Source organism: Microlunatus ginsengisoli, from assembly GCF_039537205.1.
In the GTDB taxonomy this organism is placed as follows: Bacteria; Actinomycetota; Actinomycetes; order Propionibacteriales; family Propionibacteriaceae; genus Microlunatus; species Microlunatus ginsengisoli.
In genome coordinates this window covers 141192-158980 of the sequence record NZ_BAABAB010000026.1, presented here as the reverse complement: position 1 = coordinate 158980, position 17789 = coordinate 141192, and the positions used below count along the sequence as shown (strand labels likewise).

The 17789-nt window shown below is 70.8% G+C and carries 13 protein-coding genes and 1 pseudogene; 3 read left to right on the top strand and 11 right to left on the bottom strand.

Features of this window, described 5'->3' with window-relative positions; genetic code table 11:
- Window positions 1–117: 117 nt before the first annotated feature.
- The 5 genes from ABD747_RS18275 to dop form a co-directional block, all read right to left on the bottom strand.
- The gene (locus ABD747_RS18275; protein ID WP_344807227.1) at window positions 118–1182 is read right to left on the bottom strand and encodes a prephenate dehydrogenase; all 1065 of its coding nucleotides are present in this window, start codon (window positions 1180–1182) and stop codon (window positions 118–120) included.
- Window positions 1179–1904, bottom strand: a complete 726-nt coding sequence (gene prcA / locus ABD747_RS18270) for a proteasome subunit alpha (RefSeq protein ID WP_344807225.1) — start codon at window positions 1902–1904, stop codon at window positions 1179–1181. The genes ABD747_RS18275 and prcA overlap by 4 nt, the downstream gene beginning before the upstream one ends.
- Window positions 1901–2740: a proteasome subunit beta gene (prcB, locus tag ABD747_RS18265; RefSeq protein ID WP_344807223.1), complete on the bottom strand. Its 840-nt coding sequence runs from the start codon at window positions 2738–2740 to the stop codon at window positions 1901–1903. Before prcB ends, prcA begins: the two co-directional genes overlap by 4 nt.
- Window positions 2737–2931 carry a ubiquitin-like protein Pup gene (locus tag ABD747_RS18260; RefSeq protein WP_344807221.1) on the bottom strand — a complete coding sequence of 65 codons (195 nt, stop codon included), beginning with the start codon at window positions 2929–2931 and terminating at the stop codon, window positions 2737–2739. The genes prcB and ABD747_RS18260 overlap by 4 nt, the downstream gene beginning before the upstream one ends.
- A 288-nt stretch (window positions 2932–3219) precedes the next feature.
- Complete coding sequence (dop, locus tag ABD747_RS18255) at window positions 3220–4779, bottom strand: depupylase/deamidase Dop (protein WP_344807219.1); 1560 nt, start codon at window positions 4777–4779, stop codon at window positions 3220–3222.
- A gap of 23 nt (window positions 4780–4802) precedes the next feature.
- Here dop and ABD747_RS18250 point away from each other — a divergent pair, with 23 nt between their 5' ends.
- From ABD747_RS18250 to ABD747_RS18240, 3 genes are read left to right on the top strand one after another with little or no spacing between them, the layout of a single operon-like run.
- Window positions 4803–5180 (top strand): DUF3054 domain-containing protein, encoded by a 378-nt coding sequence (locus ABD747_RS18250; RefSeq protein ID WP_344807217.1) that lies wholly within the window; start codon window positions 4803–4805, stop codon window positions 5178–5180.
- Complete coding sequence (locus tag ABD747_RS18245; RefSeq protein ID WP_344807215.1) at window positions 5177–6085, top strand: phytanoyl-CoA dioxygenase family protein; 909 nt, start codon at window positions 5177–5179, stop codon at window positions 6083–6085. The genes ABD747_RS18250 and ABD747_RS18245 overlap by 4 nt, the downstream gene beginning before the upstream one ends.
- A gap of 60 nt (window positions 6086–6145) precedes the next feature.
- Window positions 6146–7522: a TrpB-like pyridoxal phosphate-dependent enzyme gene (locus ABD747_RS18240; RefSeq protein WP_344807213.1), complete on the top strand. Its 1377-nt coding sequence runs from the start codon at window positions 6146–6148 to the stop codon at window positions 7520–7522.
- A gap of 133 nt (window positions 7523–7655) precedes the next feature.
- Here the strand turns inward: ABD747_RS18240 and ABD747_RS18235 are convergent, their stop codons facing one another.
- The 6 genes and pseudogenes from ABD747_RS18235 to metH form a co-directional block, all read right to left on the bottom strand.
- Window positions 7656–8582, bottom strand: a complete 927-nt coding sequence (locus ABD747_RS18235) for a DUF559 domain-containing protein (RefSeq protein WP_344807211.1) — start codon at window positions 8580–8582, stop codon at window positions 7656–7658.
- Between the two features lie 448 nt (window positions 8583–9030).
- Window positions 9031–10800 (bottom strand): proteasome ATPase, encoded by a 1770-nt coding sequence (gene arc / locus ABD747_RS18230; protein ID WP_344807209.1) that lies wholly within the window; start codon window positions 10798–10800, stop codon window positions 9031–9033.
- 24 nt (window positions 10801–10824) lie between these two features.
- Window positions 10825–11724, bottom strand: a pseudogene (locus ABD747_RS18225) (tRNA (adenine-N1)-methyltransferase); the annotation flags it as partial.
- A gap of 5 nt (window positions 11725–11729) precedes the next feature.
- Entirely contained in the window at window positions 11730–13235 is a 1506-nt protein-coding gene (locus ABD747_RS18220) for an ABC transporter substrate-binding protein (protein ID WP_344807207.1), read from the bottom strand.
- Window positions 13222–13944 (bottom strand): HAD family hydrolase, encoded by a 723-nt coding sequence (locus ABD747_RS18215; RefSeq protein ID WP_344807205.1) that lies wholly within the window; start codon window positions 13942–13944, stop codon window positions 13222–13224. Before ABD747_RS18215 ends, ABD747_RS18220 begins: the two co-directional genes overlap by 14 nt.
- A 260-nt stretch (window positions 13945–14204) precedes the next feature.
- Window positions 14205–17732, bottom strand: coding sequence for a methionine synthase (gene metH, locus ABD747_RS18210; protein ID WP_344807203.1), 3528 nt, complete (start codon window positions 17730–17732; stop codon window positions 14205–14207).
- Window positions 17733–17789: the final 57 nt, after the last annotated feature.

The window sequence follows — 17789 nt, the reverse complement described above, 5'->3', positions numbered from 1 at the left end:
AGCAATCAGAACAGCGCAGCGGAGCGCGGAGCGAGGCTTGCCGAGCGAAGCAATCAGAACAGCGCAGCGGAGCGCGGAGCGAGGGCTTGCCCGAGCGGAGCAATCAGAGACGAGCAGTCAACTCGATACCACCCAGCCACCGTCGCGCATGGTCCGCTCCAGACCGGCGACCTGGTCGGGGGTGACCGAGAGGGCGAGGTAGCCGACCTGGCGCACCTGGTCGTGCTCGATCGCGATGTCCTCGACGTTGACCCCGGCCGCGCCGACGTCGGCGAACAGCTTCGCCAGCGCTCCGGGGGCGTCGGGGATCTCCACCACGACCTGGCCGTACGTCGCCGGGGCCCGGCCGTGCTTCCCCGGGATCTTCCGGGTGCCGTCGACGCCGCGCTCGAACTGGCGGCGCAACTCGTCGCGGTCCGCGGTCGACTCGATCGCGGTGATCAGCGTGTCGAGGCTCATCCGGACGCCGCGCAGCCGGTCCAGCACGGCGGCCTGGTTGGCCGCGATGATCTGCTCCCAGAGAACCGGGTCGCTGGCCGCGATCCGGGTGACATCGCGCAGGCCCGGCCCGGCCAGCGCCAGATGGGTGTCCGGTACGTCGGTCAGCGTGCCCGCCGTCAGGGTCGACATCAGCTGCGGCAGGTGCGACACGCTGGCCACGGCCGCGTCGTGCTCCTCGACGTCCATCACCACCTCGCGGGCGCCGCAGGCCTGGACCAGTTCGTGCACCACCGCGACGCTGGACGGTGCCGACCGGCGGTGCGGAGTGATCACCCAGGTCCGGTCGGCGAACAGGTCGGCCCGGGCCGCCAGCGGACCCGAGTGTTGCGAGCCGGCCATCGGGTGCGAGCCGACGTAGCGCTCCAGACCGGCCTGGCGGTCCCACAGCGCGGCCAGCACGCCGGCCTTCACCGAGCCCACGTCGGTCACGGTCGCGCACGGGTAGCTGTGCAGGGCGTGCCCGATCGCCTCGCCGAGCGCCCGTGGTGGGACGGCCACCACAACGAGCGCGACCTCGCGGCTGACCGGTGGGTCCACGGTCCCCGCGCCGAGTCCCTCCGCCACCCGGGCATGACTGATCACCCGATCGCGCAGGTGCACCCCCCAGCCCGCGGCGGTCAGCGCGAGGCCGATCGAGGTGCCGATCAGGCCGGCTCCGACGACGACCGCCTCACGGCTCACGAGGGCGGCGTCGGCGGGTCCGTGGCCAGCAGCGCGGCGAGCCGCTCGCCCCGGATCCGGCGGAACTTCCGCGGCTGCGAACGGGTCCGGTCCAGGATCGCGACCTCGAGCGCGTCGACTCCGAGCTCGCGCGGCGTCGCGTTCGGCCCGCCGTCGGCGGCGAGCGCATCGACCGCAAGCCGAACCGCCGCCCCGAGGTCGAGTCCGGGCGCGAACCCCCGCTTGACCGACTCGGCGATGTTGTCGGCCGAGCCGCCCATCACGGCGAAGTTCTCCTCGTCCTGGACCGAGCCGTCGTAGGTCAGCCGATAGATCTGGTCCGCCGCCGCATCGCCGCCGAGCTCGGCGACGACGATCTCCACCTCGTACGGTTTCTCGCCGCCGGCGGAGAAGATCGTGCCGAGCAGCTGGGCGTACGCATTGGCGAGCCCGCGCCCGGTGACGTCGGAGCGGTCGTAGCTGTAGCCGCGCAGGTCGGCATAGCGGATGCCGGCCTGGCGCAGGTTCTCGAACTCGTTGAACCGGCCGACGGCGGCGAACCCGATCCGGTCGTAGATCTCGCTGACCTTGTGTAGCGACTGGGACCGGTTCTCGGCGACGAACAAGATGCCGTCGGCGTAGTGCAGGACCACCACCGAGCGACCGCGGGCGATCCCCTTCCGGGCGAAGTCGGCCCGGTCCTTCATCTGCTGCTCGGGAGCGACGTAGAACGGCATGCTCATGTGAGGGGGGCCTCCGGGCCGTCGGGGCGCACCATGCGGCGCGCGACCAGGGCATTCACCAGGTCGGCGACCTGGCTGTCCGGCATCCGCGAGACCCCGTCGAGGGTGGCGGTCATCACCACCGGAAAGATCTGCCGGGTCAGGTCGGGACCGCCGGTGGCGGAGTCGTCGTCGGCGGCGTCGTACAGCGCCTGGACCACCGCCATCGCGGCGTCGACCGGGCTGAGGTCGGGCCGATAGAGCTTCTTCAGCGAGCCGCGGGCGAACACCGAGCCGGAGCCGACCGAGAAGAACGCGTGCTCCTCGTAACGACCGCCGGTCGCGTCGTAGGAGAAGATCCGGCCCTCGCCGGTCGTCTCGTCCCAGCCGGCGAACAGCGGCACGACGACGAGTCCTTGCAGCGCGAGCCCGAGGTTCTGCCGAATCATCGTGGCCAGCCGGTTGGCCTTGCCCACCAGCGACAGCGGGGCGCCCTCGATCTTCTCGTAGTGCTCCAGCTCCACCTGGAACAGCCCGACCATCTCGACCGCGATGCCGGCCGCGCCGGCGATCCCGATGATGGAGAACTCGTCGGCGGCGAATACCTTCTCGATGTCGCGCTGGGCGATCATGTTGCCCATCGTCGCCCGCCGGTCGCCGGCGACGACCACGCCGCCGGGGAAGGTGGCGGCCACGATGGTCGTGCCGTGCGGGCTGAGCGCCCCCACGCCGTCGGCCACGGTCCGCGAGGTGGGCAACACCTCGGGAGCGACGGCGGCGGCGAAGTCGACGAAGGACGACGTGCCGGCGCTCAGGAACGCCGGAGACAGGCCGCCGCTGGGTCGGCGATCTGTCACTGGCCGCCCTTCTGCACGAACGAGCGGACGAACTCCTCGGCGTTCACCTCGAGCACGTCGTCGATCTCGTCCAGCAGCGAGTCGACCTCGGAGTCCAGCTCGGCCTTGTGGGCGGTGTCGGTGGGCGCGAGCTCCTCGACCTCGGTGTCCTCCGACCGGCGCACACGGCGCTGCTGACCTGACTCGGCCATCTGGCTGACCTCCTGCCTGCGACGGGCGCGGCGAGCACCTGCCCGCCGCCTGCGCCAAGCCTAGTCAACGGCACCGACATCGCTCGGAATTGGCCACGACCCGATCATCCCGAGCCGGCGCCCCTCGTCACTCCCCTCCCCTCTCCTCCCCTCTCCTCGCTCCCCTCCCGCGCACCCACTCCCGCGAAACTGTGCAGTTCTGGCAGCGACACGCCGCCCAGGAGTGCGAGAGCTGCACAGTTTCCCGGTGGTGCGGCGTCGGGTGTGCAGGGTGCCCGGCGGTGGCCGTCAGCGGCCGAGGGCGGCGAACAGCGCGGTGACGTCGGCGCACTCGTCGAGCATCGCGCCGACCTGCTCACGACCGCCGCGGAGTGGGTCGAGCAGCGGCACCCGCTGCAGCGCCGGCCGGCCCGGCACGTCGAAGATCACCGAGTCCCAGGACGCGGCCACCACGTCGGCGCCGTACTTCTCCATCACCCGGCCGCGGAAGTACGCCCGGGTGTCCTCCGGCGGCGTGGTCCGGGCCCGCTCGACCTCGTCGTCGGTCAGCAGCCGCTGCATCCGGCCCTTCGCGACCAGGGCGTGGTAGAGCCCGCGCCGCGGATCCACGTCGGCGTACTGCAGGTCGATCAGGGCCAGCTTCGGGGAGTCCCAGCCGAGACCGTCGCGCTCCCGGTAGGAGTCCATCAGCTTCAGCTTCGCCACCCAGTCCAGCTGGTCGGCCAGCCGGAACGGGTCCTCGCGGAGCGCGTCGATGGTGTCCTGCCAGCGGGCGAACACGTCCTTGGCCTCCAGCCAGGCGCTCTCCCCGAGGTCCGCGGACACCGTGTCGGCGAAGCCGCGGCAGCGCTCCAGATACAACTCCTGCAGGTCCAGCGCGGTCAGCCGGGTCCCGTCGTGCAGGGTCAGCAGCCGGCTCAGCCCGAGGTCGTGGCTGACCGCCCGCATGGCGCTGACCGGGCCCTCGACCCGGACGTCACGGCCGAGCTGGCCGGCCTCGATCACCCTCAGCACCCAGGACGCGGTGGCCACCTTCAGGTACGTCGAGACCTCCGACAGGTTCGCGTCGCCGGTGATCACGTGCAGCCGGCGGTGCCGGGTGGCGTCGGCGTGCGGCTCGTCCCGGGTGTTGATGATCGGCCGGTTGAGGGTGGTCTCCAGCCCGACCTCGGCCTCGAAGAAATCGGCCCGCTGACTGATCTGGAACCCCGGCTGCTGGCTGTTCTGGCCGAGCCCGACCCGGCCGGCCCCGGTGATCACCTGCCGCGAGATCAGGAACGCCGAGAACTGGGTCACCACCCGGTCGAACGGCGTGGCCCGGTCGAGCAGATAGTTCTCGTGCGTCCCGTAGGAGGCGCCCTTGCCGTCGGTGTTGTTCTTGTACAGCCGGACCGAGCGTCCCAGCGACACCGAGGCGCGCTGAGCCGCGAGCGCCATGATCGCGTCGCCGGCCTTGTCGAAGCGGACCGCGTCCAGCGCGCCGGTGACCTCCGGACCGGAGTACTCCGGGTGGGCATGATCGACGTACAGCCGCGCGCCGTTGGACAGGATGAGGTTCGCCATCCCCAGGTCCGCGTCGGTGAGCTGATCCGGGTGCGCCTGGCCGCGGCTGACCTCGTAGCCGCGGCTGTCCCGCAACGGCGTCTCGGTCTCGTAGTCCCAACCCGCGGGGCGGGTGCCGCCGCCGCCCGAGCCTGCCCCCTCCACCGCGGCTCCGTACGCCTTCACCACGTGGTTCGACAGCTGCATCGGGTGCAGGTCGTCCTCGCCCCTGCCGCCGAGCGCGCTGATCCCGTACTCGGTCTCGATCCCCATCACCCGGACCAGTTTCGAGACCTGCTGACTCATGGGGTCAGCGTAGTGTTCCCGGAGTGAAGTTCTGGACCTCGGCGCTCATCGACGGGCTGGCGGTGTCGGCCTTCGCCGTGATCGGACGGCTCAGCCACGGCGAGCTGACCGACCTCGGCGGCACCTGGCACACCGCGTGGCCGTTCCTGGCCGGGGCGGCCATCGGCACCATCGCGGCCCGCGCCTGGCGGCGGCCGGGGTCGTACGTCGGCGGCCTGGTCATCTGGGCCTGCACCGTCGTCGGCGGGATGGTGCTGAGGGTGCTCTCCGGAGCCACCATCGCGGTCTCGTTCGTGCTGGTCACCGCGATCACCCTCGCGATCCTGCTGCTCGGCTGGCGGCTGGTCTGCCACCTGCTCGCCCGGGCCAGGCGCCGGGCGCGGACCGGAGTCCCGGCATGACGGCCGCCGGCACCGCGAGCCTGCTCGATGCCCACACGTTCGGCGCGGCGGGACCGGACCTGGTCGCGTCGTTCCGGACTCATGGATTCGTCGTCCTCGACGCGGCACTGAGCGGGGTCGAGGTCGCGGCGGTGAACGACGAGGCCGTGCGGCTGTGCCGCGGCGAGCTGGGCGAGGTCGCCGGAGTGGACCGGACCGGGCCGGACCAGCCGCCGGCCGGCGACGAGGACGCACTCCGCCGCTTCCTCTGCATTCACCAACCGCACAAGGTCTCGCCGGTGGTGGCGTCGATGCTGGCCCAGCCCCGGATCGTCGACGCGCTGACCGCGGTGATCGGGCCGAACGTCAAGGCGATGCAGTCGATGCTGTTCGTGAAGTCCGAGGGCAAGCCCGGTCAGCCGTGGCACCAGGACGAGTACTTCATCCCGACCCGCGACCGCTCGCTGACCGCGGTCTGGATCGCGCTGGACGACGCCACGGTCGAGAACGGCTGCCTGTGGGTGCTGCCGGGCTCGCACCGGCGCGGCGTGCTCTACCCGGACCGCGAGCAGGACGCACCCGGCTTCGACTGCTCGATCGAGGCGTACGACTTCCCCCACAGCGACGCCGACGCGATCCCGGTGGAGATCCCGGCGGGCAGCGCGGTGATCTTCAACGGCTACCTGCTGCACCGGTCGCTGCAGAACTCCGGCCGGCACGGATTTCGCCGGGCGCTGGCGAATCACTACATGAGCGCGGAGTCGCTGCTGCCCTGGATGACGCCGCCGGCCGGTACCCACGTCGGCAAGCACGACTACCGCGACATCGTCCTGGTCGCCGGCGAGGATCCCTATGCGTACAAGGGAATCGCGGATATCGCCCGGCCGCACACCAGGCCGGACAAGGACGGTGGCTGCGACCGCTGAGACGAGCGGCGGGACTAGGATCGGCGTTACCTCACCGTCCAGCGAGCTCGGGGGTTCGGCATGGCAGCGTTGCAGCACAAGATCATCCTGTCCGAGGACGAGATGCCGACCCGGTGGTACAACGTGCTGCACGACCTGCCGACGCCGCCACCGCCACCGCTGCATCCCGGCACCTTGGCGCCGATCGGGCCGGACGATCTGGCGCCGCTGTTCCCGCTGGCCCTGATCGAGCAGGAGGTCACCACCGAGCAGTACGTCGAGATCCCGGGCGAGGTGCTGGACGTCTACCGGCTGTGGCGGCCATCCCCGCTGTTCCGTGCGCACCGGCTGGAGAAGGCCCTGGGCACCCCGGCGCGGATCTACTACAAGTACGAGGGCGTCTCCCCGGCCGGCTCGCACAAACCGAACACCGCCGTGCCGCAGGCGTTCTACAACGCGGCCGCGGGAGTCCGCAGGCTGACCACCGAGACCGGCGCCGGCCAGTGGGGCACCGCGCTGGCCTTCGCGTGCAGCCAGTTCGGGCTGGAGTGCGAGGTCTGGCAGGTGCGCGCCTCGTACGACCAGAAGCCGTACCGGCGGCTGATGATCGAGACCTTCGGCGGGACCGTGCATCCCAGCCCGTCCGACCTGACCGCGGCCGGCCGGGCCATCCTGGCCGAGCACCCCGACTCGACCGGGTCCCTCGGCATCGCGATCAGCGAGGCGGTCGAGGTCGCCGCATCCGATCCCGACACGAAGTACGCGCTCGGCAGTGTGCTGAACCACGTCCTGCTGCACCAGACGATCATCGGCGAGGAGGCCCTGCTGCAGCTCGCCCAGATCGGCGAGACGCCGGACCTGCTGGTCGGCTGCACCGGCGGCGGCTCGAACTTCGGCGGCCTGATGTTCCCGTTCCTGCGGGAGAAGTGGGCGGGTCGGATGTCGCCCTCGGTGCTGGCGGTCGAGCCGTCCGCGTGCCCGTCGCTCACCCGTGGCCGGTACGCGTACGACTTCGGTGACACCGCCGGGATGACGCCGCTGATGAAGATGCACACCCTCGGGCACGACTTCATCCCGGACCCGATCCACGCCGGTGGGCTGCGCTACCACGGGATGAGCCCGCTGATCTCGCACCTGTACGAGACCGGCGAGATCGGTGCCGTGGCCAAGCCGCAGTCGGAGTGCTTCGCCGCCGGCGTGCTCTTCGCGCGGACCGAGGGGATCGTCCCGGCGCCGGAACCGACCCACGCGCTCGCGGCCGCGATCGAGGAGGCCCGGCGTTGCGCCGAGACCGGTGAGGAGAAGGTAATCCTCACCGCCCTGTGCGGGCACGGCCACCTGGACCTGCCGGCCTACGGCGCCTATCTCGCCGGCGCGGTGTCGGACAGCGAGACCACCGATGCCGAGCTGGACGCCCTGGTGGCCGAGTCGCTCGCGCGGGTGCCGTCCGTCGGCTGAGGTCGCCTCTCGAGCCGGCCCCGGCCCCGACCCCGACCCCGGCCGACGTTTGCGGACACTCGCGCCCGTTTGACGTGTCACCACCGGCGTGTCGGCGTCATTTCGGGACACTCGGGCCCATCCGTCGGACGGATCAGGCGGCCGCCCTGTTGATCGGGGCAAACAGGCGGTACCACTGGGCGGGCGCGCGCCGCGGGGTGCGGCAGCCGCGGTCGGCGAGCGCCCTCCGGATCCGCTCCAACGTGCCCTCCGGGTCGCCGAACAGGTCGGCTCCGGTGATCACCACCAGGGTCCAGCCGTCTCGCTCCAGCTCCTCGCGGCGCTTGAGATCGGCGGCCCACTGAGCGCGTACGTCGACATGCTGGCGACCGTCGTACTCCACGATCAGCCGGTGGCCCGGATAGCTCAGGTCGAAGCGCCGTCGCCACGCCCCGTCGTCATGCCGGACGATGCGGTTCACCTCTGGTTCCGGCAGACCGCCGAGCACGATCAGCAATCGGAGTCGTGTCTCGGTGGGCGAGTCGACGCCCGGCCTGACCAGCGCGGCGGCCCGCCGGGCGAGGTGCGCCCCTCGTCCGGTGTAGGTGTCGGCGGCCTCGACCAACTCCCCTGGTGTCGTCCGTCGCGCGGCGACGAGCGAGTCGCCGAGGACGACCAGTTCGATCAGGTTGCGAGACGTCGACGCCACCTCGACGAAGGCCCGGGTCGGGCTCGACACGGGCAGCCCGCGATGCCGCACCGGACGTACGCCGTCGGCCTGGTGCGCCACGATCCCCTGCCGCTTCGACCGGTGGCTGTCGGGCGGAACGGTGACGTGGGTCTCCGACGTATCCGGTGCGACACCGCCCCAGAGCGCCGCCGCCGTCGCATGGCTGAGAAAGGCGCCGGGCGGACAGACCCGCAAAGCGCCGGCACCCCGCTGGTGGACCCCGATCGGTCCGCGAGCGACGTAGACGGCGTGGAACAGCCTGCGGTAGCGGGGGCCGGCGAGTGTGGCGGGGGTCAGGCCGGCGGCGAGTGCCTCGGCGCGAGTGAAGGGGACGGTCGGGTCGAAGGTCATGCCGGAGATCCTCGACGGCTTCGAGCCGCGCTCAGAAGTTATCCACAGACTTTCTGACGGGGTTGCGAAATCAGCGCGCGGGTGCTCGGCCATCAGATCAGCCCGAGTGTCCCGAAATGTCGCCGACCCGCCGACGCCGCCGCACCAGACCGGCGCGAGTGTCCCCAAACGTTGGCGCCCGGCACGTCCAGCACAGCGACGCGCTCGGCACGTCCAGCACAGCGACGCGCTCGGCACGTCCAGCACAGCGACGCGAGCACCCTTCGACAGGCTCAGGGCACGTACGCCGCGACGCAAACCCGGTCAGGCAGGTACCCGACGAGGGCGGAGCGGAGCGCAGGCCGCGCGACCGGGAGTGCAGGAGCGTTCCGTGTGGGACATGCTTTTCCGCCCCACACGGAACGCGACGAACGAGCGGTCTCGAGCGCGGCCGAGCACCGCGCAGCCCTCAGAGATACTGCCCGGTGTTGGTGACCGTGTCGATCGACCGCCCGGCGGTGGTGCCCTTCTTGGACGAGATGAGGGTCCGGATGAAGACGATCCGCTCCCCCTTCTTGCCGCTGATCTTGGCCCAGTCGTCGGGGTTGGTGGTGTTGGGCAGGTCCTCGTTCTCCGCGAACTCGTCGACGCAGGCCTGCATCAGATGACCGATCCGCAGCCCACCGACGCCGGTGTCGAGCTGGTCCTTGATCGCCATCTTCTTGCCGCGATCCACGATGTTCTGGATCATCGCGCCGGAGTTGAAGTCCTTGAAGTACAAGACCTCCTTGTCGCCGCCGGCATAGGTGACCTCGAGGAACTGGTTCTCCTCCGACTCCTCGTACATCCGGGTGACGACCCGCTCGATCATGCCGCGCACGCACCGCTCGGGATCGTCGGAGAACTCCGCCAGATCCTCGTGGTGCAAGGGAAGCGTGGGCGTCAGGTACTTGCTGAAGATCTCCCGGGCGGCCTCCGCGTCGGGCCGCTCGATCTTGATCTTGACGTCCAATCGACCCGGTCGCAGGATCGCGGGGTCGATCATGTCCTCGCGGTTCGAGGCACCGATGATGATCACGTTGTCCAGGCCCTCGACGCCGTCGATCTCGCTCAGCAGCTGAGGCACGATGGTGTTCTCCACGTCGGAGGACACTCCCGAGCCACGCGTGCGGAACAGCGAGTCCATCTCGTCGAAGAAGACGATCACCGGCATCCCGTCGGAGGCCTTGTCGCGCGCCCGCTGGAAGACCAGCCGGATGTGCCGCTCGGTCTCGCCGACGTACTTGTTCAACAGCTCCGGACCCTTGATGTTGAGGAAGAAGCTGCGCCCCTCCTCGCCGGTCCGCTCGGTGACCTTCTTGGCCAGCGAGTTCGCCACGGCCTTGGCGATCAAGGTCTTGCCGCAGCCGGGCGGTCCGTAGAGCAGGATGCCCTTCGGCGCCTTCAGCTCATAGGTCGCGAACAGGTCCTTGTGCAGGAACGGCAGCTCCACCGCGTCGCGGATCTGCTCGATCTGGTTGCCGAGACCGCCGATCACCGAGTAGTCGATGTCCGGCACCTCCTCCAGCACCAGCTCCTCGACGTCCAGCTTCGGAATCCGCTCGTACGCAAAGTGCACCCGCCGGTCGATCAACAGCGAGTCGCCGCTGCGCAGGTGGTGCTGGCGCAGGTCCCAGCCGAGCCGGACCACGCTCTCCTCGTCGCCGTGGCCGACCACCAGCGCCCGCTCGCCGTCGGAGAGCACCTCCTTCAGCAAGACGACCTCGCCGACCTCGTCGAACTCGAGCACGTCGACCACGTTCAGCGCCTCGTTGACCATCACCTCGCGGCCCGGCGTCAGTGCTTCCAGATCGACGTCCGGACTGACACTGACCCGCATCTTGCGGCCGGCGGTGAAGATGTCGGCCGTGTGCTCCTCGGCCGCGGCGATGAACACACCGAAGCTCGCGGGCGGCTGAGCCAACCGGTCGACCTCGGCCTTGAGGGTGACGATCTGCTCACGGGCCTCGCGCAGCGTCGCGGCGAGCCGTTCGTTGTTGGCCGCCGTCGTCCGGGCGTCCTGCCGCGCATCGGCGAGGCGCCGCTCCAGCATGGCCAGGTCGTGCGGATGCGAGGAAACTCGGTCCCGAAGCCGTTCGAGCTCGTCGTTGAGCGCGTTGACCTGAGCAAGCAGCGCCTCGCGTTCGCTGTCTGCCGACCGATGTCCGAAGCCCGAGGGCTCCTGCGGTGTTCCGGTCATCGCACACCTCCTAGTGCGATCACCCTACCCGCGAGTGGGCCTCGGACCCGTGTAATTCTCGCCATAGGCACCGGGCGCCGGGCGCCGCTTGCGAGCCGGCGCGACCACGCCGGGCGCCAGCCGGCGGGCGAAGACCAGAAACCCGGTGTGCCCGGTCGAGCCGTGCCCGGGCCGGACGGCCAGCCCCTCGACGTGCCAGGGCCGGACGATCGACTCCGTCGCCTCCGGCTCGGTGAAGCCGCCGTACGCCCGGATGGTCTCCACCGTGTTGCTCAGCTGGGGCGTGGTGGCGACATAGCAGCAGAGCACCCCGCCCGGCTGCAGCACGGCCGCGACCGCCGGTAGGCACTCCCAGGGGGCGAGCATGTCCAGCACCACCCGGTCCACCGGTTCGGGACCGATCGATTCCACCAGATCGCCGACGCGCAGCTCCCAGGCCGGGTGGTCGCGACCGAAGAACGTGGTCACGTTCCGCCGGGCGATGGCCGCGAAGTCCTCGCGCCGTTCGTACGAGTAGAGCCGGCCGGTCGGCCCGATCGCCCGGAGCAGGGCGCAGGTCAGCGCGCCGGAGCCGGCCCCGGCCTCCAGCACCCGGGCGCCGGGGAAGATGTCGGTGCCCATCAGGATCTGGGCCGCATCCTTCGGGTAGACCACGGCCGCGCCGCGCGGCATGGTCACGGTGAAGTTCTCCAGCAGCGGGCGGAGCGCGAGATAGTCGGTACCGCCGCTGGAGGCGACCACCACCCCTTCCGGCCCGCCGATCAGGTCGTCGTGGGCGATCCCGCCCTTGGCGGTGTGGAAGACGGCACCGGGCGCGAGCAGCACGGAGTGCCGGCGGCCCTTCGGGTCGCTCAGGGTGACCCGCTCGCCGGCGACCAGCGGGCCAGTCCGGACCCCGGAGAGCGCCGCCGGACCCGAATCCGCCTCGCTCACGACTTGCCCATCCCGAAGTAGCCGAGCTGCCAGCCCGGCCCGAACGATGCTGCGGCGATATCGGTGCCCTCGGCGCTGAAGGAGTATTCGTCGGCCTGGCTGATCGGCAGGATCGTCAGGTCCTGGGCCGCCTGGCGCTGGAGCTGGGCGAGCAGGGCGTCGGCCTGTTTTGGCTCGGTGGCCTGGCGGAACGCCTCGACCAGGGTGTCGATCTTGGTCGCCGACTCCGGCAGCGGCGAGGCGAGATAGGGCTGGAGCCAGGCCAGCGGGGTCGCCGTCCACGCCTTGTAGTCGACCAGGCTGAGGTCGGCGCGGGCGTCGTCGGCACGGACCCGGATGCTCATCCCGCCGGTGTCCTCCAGCCGGGTCCGGATCTGGTTGGCCTGGTCGCGGGCGTCCGGATCGGTGGAGCTGTAGGACAGCGTGAGGCTGATCCGGCGCTTCCAGGTGACCTTGGGGGTCGCCTTGCCGCCCGCCGGGAACGCGGTGATGTGACCCGGAATGCCGCCGGGGATGACCGACTGCAACGTCCGGTCACCCTGCAGCGACACGGCGATCGCCTGACGCAGGGCCTTGTTGGAGCGGTGGGAGGAGCTGGGCGACCAGAACAGCTCCTTCACCCGCAGGCCGGTGTAGTCAGTCATGGTGAAACCGTCGCTGGTCAGCTTGTCGGCGTTCTGGGCGACCTGGCCCCCGTAGCGGGTCACCGCGGCCGCGTCCAGGCCACGCCACACCGCGTCGACCCTGCCCTTCGCCATCGCGTCCTCGATGGTCGCGGAGTCGGCCGCGGTGCGATACACCAGCGTGTCCTCCCGGGCGGGGTTGAAACCGACGTAGAACCGGAACCGGCCGAGGCTCAGCACCCCACCGGAGAACGAGGTGACCCCGAACGGGCCCGAGCCGACGACCGGCCGGTCGTTCGCACGGACCTCGTCGGCGTCGTACACCTGCTCGTCCACGATCGAGGCCGCCGGCGAGGCCAGCGCCCAGACGAACTGGGTGTCCTGCTGGCTGAGCACGAACCGGACGGTCAGGTCGTCGGGCGTCTCGATCCGGCGCAACGAGGAGAAGAGCCCGGCCGACGAGCCCGGGACGGCCAGCCGGATCGCGCGCTGGATCGAGAACTTGACGTCGCTCGAGGTCAGCGCGTCGCCGTTGACGAACTGCATGTCCTTGTTCAGCGTGCAGGTGTACGTCGTCGTGGTGGTGAACAGGCAGTCCTTGGCCGCGTCCGGCTTGGGCGTCTGCTCCCCCGGCGGTGCCGTCATCAGCCGCTGGAACACGTTCAGCGAGAGCATGGCCGACGCCGCGTCGGTGACCGCGGCCGGATCGGTGGTCCGGATCGCGTCGGTGGACATCACCGTGAACGGGCGCGGTGCGGACGGGCTGGCGCTGCTCGGCGCGGGGCTGGGGTCGACGGCGTCGCAGCCCGCGATCAGCAGGGCAGCGCCGAGCACGGCGGCAACGACCGCCGGCCCGCCGCGCCGGCTAGGCAGTGGCATTCGCCTGACCGAGCAGCCCGGCGAGATCGTCCACGCCGAGCCCGACCAGGGTGTCGCGGTGCACCCGGCGCGTCACCCGGGGCACGTGGACGTACGTCTCGACGGCGAGCACCAGCGCCCCGGAGGCGTTGCCGGAGGCCGCGCCGTTGGCCGAGTCCTCGATCACCACGCAGTCCCTGGCTCGGACGCCCAGCCGCTCGGCGGCCAGCAGGTAGGGCTCCGGATCGGGCTTGCCGAGGCTCACCTCGTCGCCGGCGACGGACTCGGTGAAGCGGCCGTACGGCAGCCGGCGGAGCACGGCGTCGAGGATGACCCGGTAGGAGGCGGACACCAGAGCGCACGGGATCCGGGCGTCGTTCAGCGTCTGCAGCAGCTCCAGCGCGCCGGGCCGCCACGGGATCGGCTGCTCGTCCAGCTCGGCGACGACCTGCTCGATCAGCCGGTCGACCACCCACGCCGGTTCGAGATCGGGCCGCCCGATCACCTGCAGGATGTAGGCACCGGAATCGAGCAGCGAGTTGCCCACCATGTACTCGGCATGCTCGTAGGACCAGGTGGCGCCGAGCGACTCCACCAGCGCGAACTCGGCCTTGATCCACAGCGGCTCGGTGTCGGCCAAGGTGCCGTCGAAGTCCCATAGCACCGCGGCCGGGCGCTGGGCCTGCGAGACGGTGCGGGGCGGATCGATGGTCGAGGCGGGATCATTCATGGCCCAGCCATTGTCCCAGCCGGAGCGCGTCGCTGGAAAATCCGCCCCGCGTGAGCTTCGTCAACCGGCCCGCCGCGCCTCCGCGATCTGCCGTCCCGCTTCGCATAGCCCGGCCAGCAAGGCTCCTGCACTCCGCACCTCACACGGCGACTCCGCACCCCGCGGGCAGGTGCGGAATCGACCTCCCGGGTGCGGAGTGCGTCCGGGCTGCGGGGGAAAGTGAAGGTCTCAGAGGGGCGCGAGCCCACCAGGAACGGGCGTCAGCGGGCGTTGAAGTACTTCGCCTCGGGGTGGTGCACCACCATCGCATCGGTGGACTGCTCCGGGTGCAGCTGGAGCTCCTCCGACAGCTCGACCCCGATCCGTTCCGGCTTCAGCAGGGCCACCAGCTTGCGCCGATCCTCCAGGTCGGGGCAGGCCGGGTAGCCGAAGGAGTAGCGCGAGCCCCGATAGGCCTGGTCGCGGATCATGGCGTCGACATCGCCGTTGTCGCCGGCGAGGCCCAGATCGGCGCGGACGCGGTCGTGCCACAGCTCGGCCAGCGCCTCGGTCAGCTGGACGCTCAGCCCGTGCAGCTCCAGATAGTCCCGGTACGCGTTCCGCTCGAACAGCTCCGCGGTCGCCTTCGCCACCTGGGCACCCATGGTGACCAGCTGGAACGCGACCACGTCCGGTCCCTTGGCGATCGCCAGCGCTCGGTCGCGGAAGAAGTCGGCCAGGCACAGGTAGCGTGGCCGGCGCTGCCGCGGGAAGCTGAACCGGAACAGCTCCGCGGCCGGGTCGGCCACTTCGCCGCCCGGCTGCAGCACGACCAAGTCGTCGCCGCTGCTGTAACAGGGCCAGTAGCCGTAGACGACCGCGAACTCGGCGATCTTGTCGGTCTGGATCCGGTCCAGCCAGGCCCGCAGCCGGGGCCGGCCCTCGGCCTCGACGAGATCGTCGTACGAGATCCCGTCCCGGCTGCCCTTCAGCCCCCACTGGCCCATGAACGTCGCCCGCTCGTCCAGGTACGTCGCCACGTCGGCCAGCGAGATGCCCTTCACGATCCGGTCGCCCCAGAACGGCGGCGTCGGTACGTCGATGTCGACGGCCACGTCGGAGCGGGCGGGCAGCGCAGCCTCGGCCTCGGCCGGCGCCGGCCGGGTGGCCGCCTTGACCCGGCGCTCCCGCGGCGCGGGCAGCGCGGCCCCCTCCTCGCCGCGCTTGACCGCCATCAAGGCGTCCATCAGCCGGAGCCCCTCGAACGCGTCGCGGGCATAGCGCACCTCGCCGGCGAAGACCTCGCGCAGGTCCTGCTCGACGTAGGCGCGAGTGAGCGCGGCGCCGCCGAGGAACACCGGGTAGGCGGTCGCGACTCCCCTGGTGTTCATCTCCTCCAGGTTCTCCCGCATCACCACCGTCGACTTGACCAGCAGCCCGGACATCCCGATCGCGTCGGCCCGGTGCTCGTCGGCGGCGTCCAGGATGGCGCCGATCGGCTGCTTGATACCGAGGTTCACCACCGTGTAGCCGTTGTTTGTGAGGATGATGTCGACCAGGTTCTTGCCGATGTCGTGGACGTCGCCCTTCACCGTGGCCAGCACGATGGTGCCCTTGCCACGGTCGTCGGTCGCCTCCATGTGCGGCTCCAGGAACGCCACCGCGGTCTTCATCACCTCGGCCGACTGGAGGACGAACGGCAGCTGCATCTGGCCGGAGCCGAACAGCTCGCCGACCACCTTCATCCCGGCCAGCAGGTCGGTGTTGATGATCTCCAGCGCGGTCTTGCCGTCGGCCATCGCCAGCTCCAGGTCGGCGTCGAGGCCCTTACCCTCCCCGTCGATGATCCGGCGCTGGAGCCGCTCGCCGACCGGCAGCTTGGCCAGCTCGGCGGCCCGCTCGGCCTTGGTGTCGGCGGTGGTGACGCCCTCGAACAGCTCCAGGAACCGCTGCAGCGGGTCGTACGCGGGTTCGGTCCCACCGTCGGCAAGATCGATCGCCGGCCGGCGCCGGTCGTACACCAAGTCGAGCGCGCACTCCCGTTGCTCGGCAGGGATCCGGGCCATCGGCACGATCTTGGCCGCGTGCACGATCGCGGAGTCCAGGCCGGCCTCGATGCACTCGTTCAGGAACACCGAGTTCAGTACGACCCGGGCCGCCGGGTTCAGCCCGAAGCTGATGTTCGACAGCCCGAGGGTGGTCTGAACGGCCGGATGGCGGCGCTTCAGCTCGCGGATCGCCTCGATCGTCTCGATCCCGTCGCGGCGGGTCTCCTCCTGCCCGGTGGCGATCGGGAAGGTGAGGCAGTCGATCACGATGTCGTCGGTGCGCAGCCCCCAGTTGCCGGTCAGGTCGGCGATCAGCCGCTCGGCGACCCGCAGCTTCCAGTCCGCGGTGCGCGCCTGACCCTCCTCGTCGATGGTCAGCCCCATCACCGCCGCACCGTGCTCGACGACCAGCTTCATGATCTTGGTGAAGCGCGAGTCCGGACCGTCGCCGTCCTCGTAGTTGACCGAGTTGACCACGCTGCGCCCGGCCAGACACTCCAAGCCCGCTTGCAGAACCGCGGGCTCGGTGGAGTCGATCACGATCGGCAGGGTGGACGCGGTGGCCAGCCGGAAGGCGAGCTCGCGCATGTCCGCGGCCCCGTCGCGCCCGACGTAGTCGACGTTCAGGTCCAGCAGGTGGGCACCGTCGCGGATCTGCGCCCGGGCGATCTCGACGCAGTCGTCCCAGCGCTCCTCCAGCAGGGCCTCGCGGAACGCCTTCGAGCCGTTGGCGTTGGTCCGCTCGCCGATCGAGAGGTAGCTGGTGTCCTGCCGGAACGGGACGTCGGCGTACAGGCTCGCCGAGGCAGGTTGGGGGCTCGGCTGCCGGCTCGCCGGCTCGCGACCGTGCAACCGCTCCACCACCTGCCGCAGGTGCTCCGGCGTCGTGCCGCAGCAGCCGCCGACCAGGCCCAGGCCGAACTCGCCGACGAACTGTTCCAGCGCGTCGGCCAGCTGGACCGGGGTCAGCGGGTAGCGGGCACCGTCGGCGGTGAGCTGCGGCAGGCCGGCGTTCGGCATGCAGGCCAGGCCGATCCGGGCGTGCTTGGACAGGTGCCGCAGGTGCTCGCTCATCTCGGCCGGGCCGGTGGCGCAGTTCAGCCCGATCAGGTCGATGCCGAGCGGTTCGAGCGTCGTCAACGCCGCGCCGATCTCCGACCCGAGCAGCATGGTGCCGGTGGTCTCGACGGTCACGTTGACCACGATCGGTACGTCGGCGCCGGTGGCGCGCAGCGCGTGCTTGGCGCCCAGCGTGGCCGCCTTGGTCTGCAGCAGGTCCTGCGACGTCTCGATCAGCACCGCGTCGATGCCGCCGGCGAGCATCGCCTCGACCTGCTGGGCGTAGGCGTCCCGCAGCTGGGCGAACCGGACATGGCCCAGCGTCGGGAGCTTCGTGCCGGGACCGACGCTGCCCAGCACCCAGCGGGGCCGGTCCGGGGTGCTGGCCGCGTCGGCCGACTCGCGGGCGATCCGCGCCGCCGCCTCGGCGAGCTCGGAGATCCGGTGGGCGATGTCGTACTCCCCCAGCGCGGACAGGTTGGCGCCGAAGGTGTTGGTCTCGACCGCGTCCACCCCGGCCGCGAAGTAGGCGTCGTGGATGGCCCGGACCACGTCCGGCCGGGTCACGCTGAGCACCTCGTTGCAGCCCTCCAGCTGCTCGAAGTCCTCCAGCTCGAGCTCGTAGCCCTGCAGCATCGTGCCCATCGCCCCGTCCGCGATCACGACGCGACGGGCGAGAGCGGAACGCAGGTCTTCGGGCACCCGACGAGGATAGGCCGACGGGTCCCGGCGGGTCCGGATATCTCACCGGTTGCCGAC